This window comes from Corynebacterium sp. CTNIH16 (assembly GCF_032821655.1).
In the GTDB taxonomy this organism is placed as follows: Bacteria; Actinomycetota; Actinomycetes; order Mycobacteriales; family Mycobacteriaceae; genus Corynebacterium; species Corynebacterium marquesiae.
In genome coordinates this window covers 58664-71887 of the sequence record NZ_JAVBIG010000007.1, presented here as the reverse complement: position 1 = coordinate 71887, position 13224 = coordinate 58664, and the positions used below count along the sequence as shown (strand labels likewise).

Below are 13224 nucleotides of genomic sequence, written 5' to 3'. Positions count from 1 at the left end.
TAATCTCGACGAAGGAAGCCGCCACCGCCGGCCGGCTTGGGCTCGGTGCCATGAGAAAGGTGTGATTGCCATGTCCCTTCGAGAGCTGCGTATCTACGGCGACCCAGTCTTGGGCAGCCGCGCGGAGGAAATTAGTAGATTTGATGCTGGCCTGCGCGCTCTGGCGAGCGATATGCTCGAGACCATGGATAAAGCCGGGGGAGTAGGGCTAGCGGCTAATCAGGTGGGGATTTTGAAGCGAATCTTCGTCTACGACTGCTCGCATACTCAATCTGGGCTGCGCGGCGCACTTGTCAATCCGGTCTGGACTCCGGTGGGAGAGCAGCAGCAAACAGGCCCGGAAGGATGCTTATCCATTCCGGGAATTAGCGCGGAAACCACGAGGTTCAACCAGGTTTTTGTGTCTGGCCAGGATATAGAGGGGCGCCCTGTGTCCATGGTGGCCTCAGGACTGATGGCTCGGTGCATTCAGCATGAGACGGACCACCTCGATGGGGTGCTCTTCCTACAACGCCTGGAGGCACCAGTGCGCAAGAAGGCCATGCGCGCCATCCATGAATCCGAGTGGTTTAACGCCTCGTAGCCCACTCGCTGTGGCGGCAGCGTTGCGGCGTTGTAGCCTAGTATTTTGAACGATATTAAGAGGAGAGTTTCCCGCATGCGGATTATTTTTGCCGGTACCCCTGAGCCAGCCGTTGTAGCTTTGGAAAAGCTGCTAGCCTCGTCGCACGAGGTGGTGGCGGTAATCACTCGCCCAGACGCGAAGAAGGGCCGCGGCCGCACTCTTCATCCGAGCCCAGTGAAGGCGCTCGCCCAAGCACATGGCATTGAAGTATTGACCCCTACCACCCTGCGCCCTGATTCGGAGGACGGTCAGGCGCTGCGTGCACGCTTAAAGGAATTGCAGCCTGAGGCGATTCCGGTGGTGGCCTACGGCAATCTGGTGACTAAGGACCTGCTGGAATTACCACAGCATGGTTGGGTAAACCTGCACTTTTCTTTGCTTCCGGCATGGCGCGGTGCGGCGCCAGTGCAGGCTGCCATTGCGGCAGGCGATGATGTTACCGGCGCATCAACCTTCCGCATTGAGGAGGGCCTTGATACCGGCCCGGTGCTCGGCACCGTGACGGAGGAGATTAAAGGCACCGATACTGCTGATGACCTGTTGACGCGCCTTGCCTATTCCGGTGGCGACCTGCTCGTGGCCACCATGGATGGCTTAGCGGCGGGGCAGCTGGAGGCGCAACCGCAGCAGGGGGAGGCTACCTATGCGCCGAAAATCTCTACCGCGCAGGCCCGCGTGGAGTGGTCCCAACCGGGCTTTGCCATTGATCGGCATATTCGCGCATATACGCCTGGACCGGGTGCATGGACCATGTGGGACGAGGCCCGCGTGAAGATTGGACCAGTCAGCCTCATAGAAGAGGTGGCGGTTCCACAGGAACTAGAACCAGGGCAGCTGCATATTGCCAAGAACGCCGTATTCATCGGTACCGGTACGCAGCCAGTCCAACTGGGTAAAATCCAGCCTCCGGGAAAGAAGATGATGAATGCGGCCGATTGGGCCCGCGGACTAGGCAAGGATGCCGAGGTGAAGTTTCAATGAGTGGTGGTTTCCGTTCCCGCAGCAAGTCCGGGGTTAAGTCGCCGGCGGGTAAGCCGCAGGACTCCCACAAATCCACTGCTGCGAAGAGCCGAGGTGGCCGCCCGCAACGGCAGCAGCGTGGTAGCCGCGGTGGGCAGCACAGGGGCAGGCAGGCTGCTGCTAAGGGCCAACGTCCCGGCAAGCGCCAGGAAGGCGGACTGATTCAGGCCGCGCTGGCCGCGGGCGTGGATGCGCCGCGTGGGGTTGCCTTCGACGTGGTGCGCAGGGTAAGCGAGGATGATGCTTTTGCCAACCTCATTTTGCCCAAGGCGCTGCGCAAGCAAAAGCTCAAGGGGCGCGATGCGGCCTTCGCCACCGAAATCACCTACGGCACCCTGCGCACCCTTGGCGTAGTTGATGCTGTCATCGCAGAGTGCTCTTCGCGCGGCCTCGAGGACATTTCCCCAGCCGTAGTTGATGCCTTGCGCCTGGGCACCTATCAAGTTCTTTATACCCGCGTGGAGCCACACGCGGCGGTTGATACCACCGTTCGTTTGGTAGAAGCCGCTGGTGAAGTCAAGGCCAAGGGCTTTGCTAATGGCATCATGCGCACCATTACGCGGACGCCGGCTAAGGTCTGGCTGGACAAGCTCGCTCCACAGGGGGAAATCGCCGGCATCGCCTTTAAGCATGCCCATCCCACCTGGATTGCAGAATCGTTTAGCCGCGTGTTGGGCCTAGGGGAGTTGGAGGCTGCCCTGGCGGCGGATTCGGATCGACCTTCAGTGCATCTAGTGGCACGCCCCGGGGAAATCTCGGCCGAGGAATTGGCCCTGATGACCGGCAATGAGGAGGGGCGTTATTCCCCTTATGCGGTGTACATGGAATCCGGTGACCCCGGACAATTGGAACCCGTGCGCCAAGGATTGGCGGCCGTGCAGGACGAGGGCTCGCAGCTGATTGCTCGCGCGGTATGCGAGGCGACCCTCGAGGGCGAGGACACCGGCCGGTGGCTGGATCTCTGTGCCGGTCCCGGCGGTAAGGCGGCCTTGATGGGGGCGCTTGCCCGCATCGACTCCGCGCACGTCGATGCAGTGGAGGTATCCCCACACCGAGCGGCGCTGATTGAAAAGACGGTGAGCGATTTGCCCGTGGACGTTCATGTGGCAGATGGCCGCAATCCCGGCGTGGGAGAGGGCTTTGATCGCGTGCTTGTCGATGCCCCCTGTTCCGGTCTCGGCGCCCTCCGTCGCCGCCCCGAGGCGCGGTGGCGCAAGGCCGAGTCTGACATCACCGAGCTCAACCAGCTGCAATTCGAGCTCTTATCTTCCGCATTAAACCTGGTGCGTCCAGGTGGCGTGGTCATCTACTCCACGTGTTCGCCAGATCTGCGCGAAACCCGGGGCATTGTCGACCGCGCCGTGCGCGAACTCGGCGCTGAAGAACTCGACGCACATGCTCTCATTCCTGATATGGGCGATGTAGGCCACGAGAAATCCGTGCAGATGTGGCCGCATCGCCACGGTACCGACGCCATGTTCTTTGCGGCCCTTCGCCGCGCAGCCGATTAATCGCGATAGACTGGTGGGCATGTCCGCACCGATTATTTCCCCTTCCATCTTGGCCGCTGATTTTTCTCGCTTGGGCGAGGAGCTAGCGGCGATTGATACCGCAGACTGGGTCCATGTGGACATTATGGATGGGCACTTTGTGCCCAACCTGTCTTTCGGCCCAGATATCACGGCCACGGTCCATAGCAACACCGATAAGCCACTAGATGTCCACCTCATGATTGAGGAACCCGAAAAGTGGGTTGAGACCTATGCCAAGGCGGGCGCGCATACGATTATCTTCCACGTGGAGGCCGTCGCCGATGACCAGGCGGCAGTGGACGTGGCCCGGCGCATCCACGATTTGGGCGTGCGTGCGGCCTTTTCCATCAAGCCAGGCACCGCCATCGAGCCGTGGTTGGATAAGCTGCACCATTTCGATGAGGTGCTCGTGATGTCTGTGGAGCCTGGCTTCGGCGGGCAAAAGTTCATGCCAGAAATGCTAGAGAAGGTCCATAAGCTGCGCCGCAGCATTGATGAGCAGGGCCTTGACACCATCATCGAGATTGATGGCGGCATTTCACCAGAGACCATCGAGGCAGCCGCCGAGGCGGGCTGCGACGCTTTCGTGGCAGGCTCAGCCGTATTCAAATCGGACGAACCCGCCGGCATCGTGCAGCAGCTGCGTGATCTGGCGGCTGGTGCCTAATGGGTGCGGAGCTACAGGACAGCAACATCTCCGCAGCGCTGTTGCGAGCGATAGCCGCGGGTGCTGAAGTCCGTGGAACCACGAGCCCTAACCCACCGGTAGGCGCGGTCATTGTGTCCCCAGCTGGGGAAATCGTGGGCGTCGGCGCCACCCAGCCCGTGGGAGGCGCGCATGCCGAGGTCATGGCGTTGCGCGAGGCCGGAGATAAAGCGCGCGGCGCTACGGCCGTGGTCACCTTGGAACCCTGCGCGCATACCGGCCGTACGGGTCCCTGCGCGCAGGCGCTTATCGATGCCGGCGTGGCTCGCGTGTACTACCTCCACGCCGATCCCACCCCGCAGGCTGCGGGTGGCGCAGAAGTGTTGGTGGAGGCTGGAGTGGACGTCGCCAAGCTAGAAAAGCCCCCGCACGTCGAGGATGCTTTGGTGCCATGGCTATTCGCCGTGCGCACCCAACGGCCCCATGTCACCTTGAAGTTCGCGCAAACGCTGGACGGTTTCACGGCCGCGGCCGATGGAACCAGCCAATGGATTACGGGCGAGGCAGCGCGCGACTGGGTGCATGCGGATAGGGCGCACCGCGATGCCATCGTGGTAGGTACCGGCACGGCGCTGGCTGATAATCCCTCGCTCACCGCGCGCTTTAGCGACGGCAGCTTGCGCGCGCAGCAGCCACGCCGGGTGGTCATTGGCAAGCGTGATTTGGAATCGGCGGGCGATGCAGCAAGCCACCTGCGCGAGTTGGGGTACGAGCAGTACGACAGCATCGAAGAAGCTCTCTACGAGCTCTACGCCACCGGTGCCCGCGACATCCTCGTGGAAGGAGGCGCAGGCCTGGCTAGCAGCTTCCTCAAGGCCGACTTGGTGGATGCCATCTCCGCCTATATCGCGCCACTTTTGCTGGGCGAGGGCCGTGGCGTGCTCGCGCACCCCGTGACCCAGACACTGGCAGAGGCCACCCGTTTCCACAGGGTGGGAATGAAGGCGCTGGGTGACGACGTTCTTATTGAGTACGTGCGCTAGACGCTGGACATAGTAGTGAGCGAGAAAGGTCGGAAGTGTTTACTGGGCTAGTACAAGAGTTGGGCACCGTGGATGCAATGGAGCCGCACGCAGACGCGCTGCGCCTGAGCATTCGCGCCCCGCGTACCGTTGCGGGGGCCGTGCTGGGTGATTCCATTGCCATTAACGGCGTATGCCTTACCGTGGCGGACCTGTCGGCGGATACTTTTTGTGCGGATGTGATGCAGGAGTCCCTTGACCGCACCGCACTGGGGCGCCTTGCCGAGGGCGATCCGGTCAACGTCGAACCGGCACTGCTTCCCACCACCCGGCTGGGCGGGCACATTATGCAAGGCCACGTGGACGGCACCGCTACGCTGCAGAGCCGAACTAACTCCGAGAACTGGGATGTGCTGCGGTTTAGCTTGCCGTCGGAGCTTTCCCGATACGTCGTGGAAAAGGGCTCCATTGCCGTGAGCGGCACCTCGCTGACTGTGAGCGCCGTGGGCCCAGACTGGTTCGAGGTATCCCTTATCCCCACCACTTTGCGCGATACTATTCATGGCGCCTTGCCGGTGGGAGGAGAGGTAAACCTCGAGGTGGACGTGCTGGCCAAGTATGTAGAAAAGATGCTTCACCCCGAAGCTCAACCCTCTGAGGCTAAGGACTAGACTGCTACCTTATGAGCGCGAGTGATAATTCCATCCGTCTAGATTCCATCGACCAGGCCATCGCGGATATCGCCGCTGGTAAGCCGGTTGTTGTCATCGATGATGAGGATCGCGAAAACGAAGGCGATCTGATTTTCGCCGCGGAGCTAGCCACCCCGGAACTCGTGGCCTTCATGGTGCGCTATTCCTCTGGATATATCTGTGCACCCTTATTGCCAGACGATTGCAATCGGTTGAACCTACCGCCGATGCTGGCGGTCAACCAAGATGTGCGCGGCACCGCCTACACGGTGACCGTGGATGCAGCAACAGGTAGTACCGGTATTTCTGCCACCTCGCGCGCAGAAACCATCCGCCGCCTGGCAGACCCCAGCACCACTCCAGGAGAGTTCACCCGTCCAGGCCACGTGGTGCCGCTGTGTGCTCGCCCGGGCGGCGTACTGGAGCGTGACGGCCATACGGAGGCATCCATTGATCTCGCCCGATTGGCGGGCCTGCGCCCGGCCGGTGTACTGTGCGAGATCGTCTCCGAGGATGACCCCACGGATATGGCGCGCTCGCCAGAGTTGCGTCGCTTTGCCGATACGCATGGGCTCTCCATGATCTCTATCGCGCAGCTCATCGAGTGGCGCCGCCATAATGAAACGCAGGTCACCCGCCAGGTCGCCACTGAGCTACCCACCGAATATGGTCACTTCACCGCCATCGGTTACCGCCATGAGGTAGACGGGCAGGAACACGTTGCATTGGTCGCAGGGGAACTTTCCGAACTGCGCGGCGCACGCGACGTCATGGTGCGTGTCCATTCCGAATGCCTAACCGGTGATGCCTTTGGCTCACGGCGCTGCGATTGCGGGCCCCAACTGCATGAGTCCATGCGCCTTATCAGCCAGGAGGGCCGCGGTGTGGTCATTTACCTGCGCGGTCAGGAAGGCCGTGGCATCGGCCTTTTGCATAAGTTGGAGGCGTACCGCCTGCAGGATTCGGGCATGGACACCGTCGATGCCAACCTAGAGCAGGGACTGCCCGAGGACGCCCGCGAGTATTCCGTGGCCGGGCAGATCCTTCGCGATCTCGGCATAGAATCAGCAAACCTCTTAACCAATAATCCGCATAAGGGCGAGGGGCTAAGTGGCTTTGGGGTGGACGCCAGCCACCACACGCCGCTGGCAACCCCTGCCCACGCGGATAATATTGAATACCTTCGTACTAAGCGCGACCGCATGGGCCACAACCTCCCGCAGGTTGCCCAGTGGGACGCCGAACATAAGTAAAGCTTTGACGTGCAATCGAAAGGATAGCGATGAGTAAAGAAGGCCTGCCTGATATTGCCCAGGTTGATGGCAGTGGACTGCGCGTTGCTGTGGTTACTGCTACGTGGAACGCAGAAATCTGCGACCAGCTCCATGCCCAGGCGGTGCAGACTGCTACCGATAATGGTGCCGAGGTTGCTGAATACCGAGTGGTAGGTGCCCTGGAACTTGGCGTTGTGGTCCAAGCAGCAGCCCGCTCCTACGATGCCGTGGTGGCACTAGGCTGCGTTATCCGTGGCGGCACCCCCCACTTTGACTACGTATGCGACTCCGTCACCCAGGCGCTGACTCGTATCTCACTCGATGAATCCACCCCGGTAGCTAATGGTGTTTTGACCGTCAACGACCAGCAGCAGGCTATCGACCGCGCCGGTTTTGCAGATTCGGTAGAAAACAAGGGCGCCGAAGCTATGATCGCGGCTTTAGACACCGCACTGCAGTTGCGTACACTAAACGCAGCACAAAAATAACCTCTAGCAATGCGTCAGCGCCCAACGCTTGACCACCAAGGTGGCCAGCGGGGCGCGCCCCAAAGGAGTATGCACATGAACGAGGCGCAGGCCCCAAAGAATCCGCAGCACAGCCGCCAGCTTAGCGACGCCGAAGTATTGGCCTATACCAGCGCCGATCCCTTCGCACAGACCACGTCTAAACCGTGGGAGTTCACGGCGACCTCGCCCTTCCTGCGCAAGGTGGCTATCGCCTGGGTGATTCTCGTTCTGGCCATCCATATCTTCATGGGAGTCACCTTGGATGTGTCTTTTACCGGTGCGCACGTGACCACCATCGACAAATTCGCCTTCCCTGGCGTTGGTGTTCTCATTTCCGTTCTCTCCTGGATCGCTCTTAACCGTCCCCGCTTGCGCGCCAATGAGGATGGGGTAGAGGTCCGCAATATCGTGGGCACCCGCTTTTATCCGTGGCAGGTGGTCTACGGACTTTCCTTCCCCGTAGGCCAACGTATGGCACGCCTTGAGCTGCCCGAGTTCGAGTTCGTTCCCGTCTGGGCGTTGCAGTCCGGCGATAAGGACACCGTCATTGACAACGTCCGCCGCTTCCGCGACGTGGAAGCCAAGTACATGCCCCAGGATTAACAATTGGCTGACCCCACCACCTACCGCCCGGCTCCGGGAACCATTCCCACCGACCCAGGCGTCTATAAGTTCCGCGATGAAAACCGCCGCGTTATCTACGTGGGCAAGGCCAAGAACTTGCGCGCTCGGCTGTCTAACTATTTCCAGGACATCACGCAACTGCACCCGCGTACTCGCCAAATGGTCCTCACCGCCAACTCGGTGGAGTGGACGGTAGTTGCCAGCGAGGTGGAAGCCTTGCAGTTGGAGTACACGTGGATCAAGCGCTTTGATCCACACTTCAACGTCATGTACCGCGACGATAAGACTTATCCTATGCTCGCGGTTTCGGTCGGAGAGACGGTTCCTCGCGCCTTCTTCTACCGTGGACCGCGGCGCAAGGGCGTACGCTATTTCGGCCCCTATTCCCATGCTTGGGCCGTGCGCGAAAGCTTGGACTTGCTTACCCGTGTCTTTCCCATGCGTACCTGCTCCAAGGGAGTATATAACCGGCATGAGCGGCTAGGGCGTCCGTGCCTTTTGGGATACATCGGCAAATGCGATGCACCCTGCATTGGCCGAGTAAGCAAGGAAGACCACCGTGAGACGGTCAACGATCTCGTGTCCTTCATGAATGGCAACACCGGTTCAGTACGCCGCAAACTCACCCAGGACATGGAGCAGGCCGCCGAGAACCTAGAGTTCGAGCGCGCGGCGCGCCTGCGCGATGATTTGGGCGCTATTGACAAGATTATGGAACAGCAGGCCGTGGTCTTCACAGACGGCACGGATGCTGATCTCATTGCTTTTAACTCCGATGAACTTGAGGCAGCGGTACAGATTTTCCACGTTCGCGATGGGCGCATTCGCGGTCAGCGCGGTTGGGTAGTCGAACGCGCCGGCGATCAGGCGAGTTCAGAGCCCTTGGAAGAAGGAAAACCTGATCCCGCGCTGCCCGCGTTGGTACAAAACTTCCTCATCCAGTTCTATTCCGATGCAGTAGAGCGCGAGAAACAAGAGGCGCGCGAAGATGCTGCGCTCGCCGCGGACGTGAAGCGGCGCGGGGTGGACCAAGAATCGCACATGAAATCCCGCCGCGTGCAGGTTATTCCACGCCAGATTTTGGTTCAGGCCCTGCCGGATGAACCGGAGCAGGTCATCGCGTTGTTGGAGGAGCTGCGCGGTGCCCAGGTAGACCTGCGTGTTCCCCAGCGCGGCGATAAAAAGCAGCTTATGGCCACGGTGGAGAAAAACGCCAAGGAGCAGTTGCGTCAGCATAAGCTCAAGCGGGTAGGAGACCTCACCGCACGTTCGGCGGCATTGCAGGATATTCAAGAAGCCCTAGGTATGGAGCAAGCTCCATTGCGCATCGAATGTACCGATATCTCGCATATTCAAGGCACAGATGTGGTTGCTTCCCTGGTGGTCTTTGAAGATGGTTTGCCCAAGAAGTCGGACTATAGGCGCTACCGCATCAAGGAGGCGGCAGGTGATGGCCGCTCGGATGACGTCGGTTCTATCGCAGAGATCACGCTGCGTCGCTTTAAGCGCCATAAGCAAGATAAGCTGGCCCATCCGGATGAGGAAGTAGAAGAGTCTTCCTTTGCAGAGGAGAAGGTGGCGGAAGAATCTGCCGAAGCGGGGCGCCGCTTTGCGTATCCACCGCAGCTTTTTATCGTGGATGGCGGTGCGCCCCAGGTAGCCGCGGCTCAAGAGGTATTTGATGAGTTAGGCATCGTGGATGTAACTCTAGTGGGCTTGGCCAAGCGCCTCGAGGAAATCTGGGTTCCCGGCGATGATGAGCCGGTGATTTTGCCGCGAAACTCGCAAGCACTCTTCCTCCTACAGCAAGTTCGTGATGAAGCCCACCGCTTCGCCATTACTTACCACCGGCAGCAGCGTTCAAAGCGGATGCGTTCCTCGGTACTCGATTCCGTTCCGGGATTGGGTCCACAACGGCGCACCGATCTGGTCAAGCATTTCGGTTCGGTGAAAAAGCTCAAGGCCGCCACTGTGGAAGAGATCTGTCAGGTAAACGGTTTTGGTCCCAAACTGGCCCAGACCGTGTACGAGAGTTTGCATGATTCTGCGGGCAATTAAGTGGCATTCTCCTAGAAGCAGCGAATCTTGAAGCGCTAGACTGAAGAGCATGACGCATTTCGAAACTCCACCCATCTTGATAACCGGTATGTCCGGCGGCGGGTTGAGTTCCGCTGCCAAAGTGTTTGAGGACAAGGGCTACTACGTGGCCCACAATATTCCGCCTCGCGCCATTGTTGACCTGCTCAAGCTGTGCAACCAAGAGGAAACTCCAGTGGGCAAGGTAGCAGCCGTAACGGATGTGCGCTCGCGCATGTTCCCAGGGTCTCTGTTGGAGATTATGAATGAGCTTACGGAACTAAATATGAAGCCCACCGTGCTCTTTTTGGATGCTCGCGATGATGTGCTTATCCGCCGGTTCGATTCGGTGCGGCGCACCCACCCGCTGCAGGAGGGGGACACGCTCAAAGTAGGAATCCAACGCGAGCGCCGGGCAGTGGCAGATGTGCGTTCCCATGCGGATATCATTATCGATACGACGAACCTATCCATTCATGATCTCCGCCGTGCCATTGAGGCCGCCTTTGGTGAGATGCAAAATGAAAAGCAGCATGTCACCGTTGAATCCTTTGGATTTAAAAATGGCTCGCCCCGCGATGCCGACTTAGTGGTAGACGTGCGGTTCCTGCCCAACCCCTATTGGGTTCCAGAACTGCGAGGATATCGCGGCACGGATGAACCGGTTGCCCACTATGTGCTCTCGCAGCCAGCGGCGCAGGAATTCGTGGACAATTTCTTGCAGATGTTTTCTACCATGCTGGATGGCTACCGCCATGAGGGCAAGAACTTCATCACGGTTGGCGTCGGTTGCACGGGCGGTCACCACCGGTCCGTTGCCGTCGCAGAGGCTATTGCGGCGCGCCTGCGGGACAATGACACATTAGACGTCAGCACCTTGCATAGGGATATCGCTCGAGGCTAGAGCACAGGAGTTTTAACGCTTTTATGACCAATCCTTCACACATGGTTTGCCTTGGCGGCGGCCATGGACTTTATCAAACCCTTCTGTCCGCACGCTTTAGCGAGGCAGCCGATATTTCTGCGATTGTTACGGTCGCGGATGATGGCGGCTCCTCTGGTCGTTTGCGCCGCGAGCTGGAAATCATTCCACCGGGTGACTTGCGCATGGCGCTGGCCGCCTTGGCTAATAGTGACCCAGTGGGGGACTTGTGGGCACGAACCTTGCAACACCGTTTCGGTGGCAATGGTGCGATGGCAGGGCATGCGGTGGGCAATCTGATGATTGCGGGATTGACGGATGTGCTCGGCGATTATCAAGCTGCCCTGGATACCATCGCAGAACTTACTAATTCGCAGGGGCGAGTCTTCCCAGTAGTCAACCAGGCCTTAGAGATTGAAGCGGACGTAGCCGGGCTTGACGACGACCCCCGTGTCATGCGCCAGGTCCGCGGCCAGGTTGCCGTCGCTTCCACGCCGGGCCAGGTGCGTCGCGTGCGCATCGTGCCCGAACGGCCCAAAGCGAATCCGGATGCCCTCGATGCCATCCAGCGCGCGGATCTCATTACTATCGGACCAGGCTCATGGTTTAGTTCGGTTTTGCCGCATACTCTCGTGCCGCAGGTAGTGGATGCGATTTCTGCTTCCGATGCGCTGCGCGTCGTTGTGTTGAACCTTTCGGCCGAGCCAGGTGAAACTCACGGCTTCTCCGCAGAGCGTCACTTGCATGTGCTCGCTCAACACGCCCCTGATCTGCGAATTGACCGCATTTTGGTGGACGAGACGGCTTTGCCTACCGATAGTGAGCGCGTCTATATTCAGCGTGCCGCGCAGTCCCTAGGCGCTCGCGCTACCTTCGCGGACGTAAGCCAAGTTGATGCCAATGGTCGCAGTATCAATAAGCACGACCCTGAAAAGCTGTCTACAGCACTTCTGGGCCTATATTCGGACTATCGCAGCACTAGCGATTAGAACTGGCACCTACTCTTCAGGCTAGCGTGCGGCCGCTCGCGCTCGACCGACTGCGCGGCGACCAAGCGTGCGCGGTATGATGTCAGAAATCCTTTCACCGCACTGGGCTGGGAGCAATGGCTCTAGCCGGTATACGTACTTTGTGACTGTGAGAATAGAAATGGGGCGAACTAGGTGACCACACCATTGACCGACCAGGTCAAAGAAGAATTGACGGCTGTCGTTGTGCCACGCCAGTCCGCTCGCGCTGCCGAACTCGCGGCGATGTTGCGATTCGCCGGCGAGCTAGATATTTCCGGTGACAGCATGTCCTATGAGTTAGAGCTAGAAAGCCACGCCATTGCACGACGCTTCATCAACGCTCTTGATGACCTCTATGGGATCACTGCCGATAGCCATGTAGTCGGCCCGGCAGGAACCACCAAGAAGACTCGCGTAACGGTTCGCATCTCAACCGGCGCGAAAGAGCTGACCCGTCGGCTGGGCCTTATCACCCGCTCCGGCCATGCGGTAGTGGGGCTGCCGCCGCAGGTCATCTCCGGCACCGTGGCCGATAGCGAAGCAGCATGGCGCGGAGCCTTCCTTGCCCATGGCAGCCTCACGGAGCCAGGCCGCTCTTCCGCGCTGGAAGTTACCTGCCCGTGCCAAGAGGCTGCGTTGGCACTGGTGGGCTGCGCCCGCCGCCTTGGTATCTCTGCGAAGACCAAGGAAACTCGCGGTGAAGATCGCGTCGTTGTACGCGATGGTGATGCTATCGGGGCGCTTCTTACGCGTATGGGCGCTCAGGAGACTCGATTGAGCTGGGAAAAGAAGCGAGTTAAGCGGGAGGCGCACGATACGTCTCGGCGCTTGGACAATTTTGATGACGCCAATCTTCGGCGTTCTGCACGCGCCGCGGTTACCGCGGCAGCGCGCGTTGACCGCGCCATGGAAATCTTAGGTGACGATGTTCCTGAGCACTTGGCAGACGCGGGCCGCTTGCGAGTTCAGCACCGCGAGGCTTCGCTCGAAGAGTTGGGCCGCTTGGCCGAGCCTCCTATGACCAAGGATGCAGTAGCTGGGCGTATTCGCCGCTTGCTGTCGATGGCCGATAAACGAGCCGAGGAGCTCGATATCCCCGATACCAACCAAGCGATTACAGATGATCTCTTCAACGAATCCTGACGCTCGGAATCACCTACATTAAAAGAACTCCCCGCAGTGCGGATACCAAAGCGGTAGGCGCAGCTGCGGGGAGATTTTTAGTGCCTTCCTGGCGGCTAGCAGGTACGCAACCGGCTAGCTAAAAGAGTT

Annotated in this window: 13 protein-coding genes; all 13 read left to right on the top strand. The window is 59.6% G+C overall.

What is annotated here, in order from left to right:
• The first annotated feature begins 70 nt into the window (after positions 1–70).
• The 13 genes from def (at position 71) to whiA (ending at position 13095) form a co-directional block, all read left to right on the top strand.
• A complete protein-coding gene (gene def, locus RAE04_RS07855) occupies positions 71–583 on the top strand; it encodes a peptide deformylase (protein WP_284836193.1) in 513 nt (170 codons plus the stop codon).
• A 75-nt stretch (positions 584–658) separates the two neighbouring features.
• Complete coding sequence (gene fmt / locus RAE04_RS07850; protein WP_198493110.1) at positions 659–1606, top strand: methionyl-tRNA formyltransferase; 948 nt, start codon at positions 659–661, stop codon at positions 1604–1606.
• Complete coding sequence (locus tag RAE04_RS07845; RefSeq protein WP_317026977.1) at positions 1603–3156, top strand: RsmB/NOP family class I SAM-dependent RNA methyltransferase; 1554 nt, start codon at positions 1603–1605, stop codon at positions 3154–3156. Before fmt ends, RAE04_RS07845 begins: the two co-directional genes overlap by 4 nt.
• Before the next feature lie 19 nt (positions 3157–3175).
• Positions 3176–3844 carry a ribulose-phosphate 3-epimerase gene (gene rpe, locus RAE04_RS07840; protein WP_317026976.1) on the top strand — a complete coding sequence of 223 codons (669 nt, stop codon included), beginning with the start codon at positions 3176–3178 and terminating at the stop codon, positions 3842–3844.
• Positions 3844–4866: a bifunctional diaminohydroxyphosphoribosylaminopyrimidine deaminase/5-amino-6-(5-phosphoribosylamino)uracil reductase RibD gene (gene ribD / locus RAE04_RS07835; protein WP_317026975.1), complete on the top strand. Its 1023-nt coding sequence runs from the start codon at positions 3844–3846 to the stop codon at positions 4864–4866. The genes rpe and ribD overlap by 1 nt, the downstream gene beginning before the upstream one ends.
• A 35-nt stretch (positions 4867–4901) precedes the next feature.
• Positions 4902–5516: a riboflavin synthase gene (locus tag RAE04_RS07830; protein ID WP_317026974.1), complete on the top strand. Its 615-nt coding sequence runs from the start codon at positions 4902–4904 to the stop codon at positions 5514–5516.
• An 11-nt stretch (positions 5517–5527) separates the two neighbouring features.
• Positions 5528–6790, top strand: a complete 1263-nt coding sequence (locus tag RAE04_RS07825; RefSeq protein ID WP_317026973.1) for a bifunctional 3,4-dihydroxy-2-butanone-4-phosphate synthase/GTP cyclohydrolase II — start codon at positions 5528–5530, stop codon at positions 6788–6790.
• A gap of 29 nt (positions 6791–6819) precedes the next feature.
• Positions 6820–7299, top strand: coding sequence for a 6,7-dimethyl-8-ribityllumazine synthase (gene ribH / locus RAE04_RS07820; protein ID WP_049378203.1), 480 nt, complete (start codon positions 6820–6822; stop codon positions 7297–7299).
• A gap of 75 nt (positions 7300–7374) precedes the next feature.
• The gene (locus RAE04_RS07815; protein ID WP_049378201.1) at positions 7375–7923 is read left to right on the top strand and encodes a PH domain-containing protein; all 549 of its coding nucleotides are present in this window, start codon (positions 7375–7377) and stop codon (positions 7921–7923) included.
• A gap of 3 nt (positions 7924–7926) precedes the next feature.
• A complete protein-coding gene (gene uvrC / locus RAE04_RS07810) occupies positions 7927–10002 on the top strand; it encodes an excinuclease ABC subunit UvrC (RefSeq protein ID WP_317026972.1) in 2076 nt (691 codons plus the stop codon).
• Between the two features lie 40 nt (positions 10003–10042).
• A complete protein-coding gene (rapZ, locus tag RAE04_RS07805) occupies positions 10043–10924 on the top strand; it encodes an RNase adapter RapZ (protein ID WP_193393084.1) in 882 nt (293 codons plus the stop codon).
• 23 nt (positions 10925–10947) lie between these two features.
• On the top strand, positions 10948–11931 hold the full coding sequence (locus RAE04_RS07800) for a uridine diphosphate-N-acetylglucosamine-binding protein YvcK (RefSeq protein WP_317026971.1): 984 nt from the start codon (positions 10948–10950) through the stop codon (positions 11929–11931).
• 174 nt (positions 11932–12105) lie between these two features.
• Positions 12106–13095, top strand: coding sequence for a DNA-binding protein WhiA (gene whiA / locus RAE04_RS07795; RefSeq protein WP_284787062.1), 990 nt, complete (start codon positions 12106–12108; stop codon positions 13093–13095).
• Positions 13096–13224: the final 129 nt, after the last annotated feature.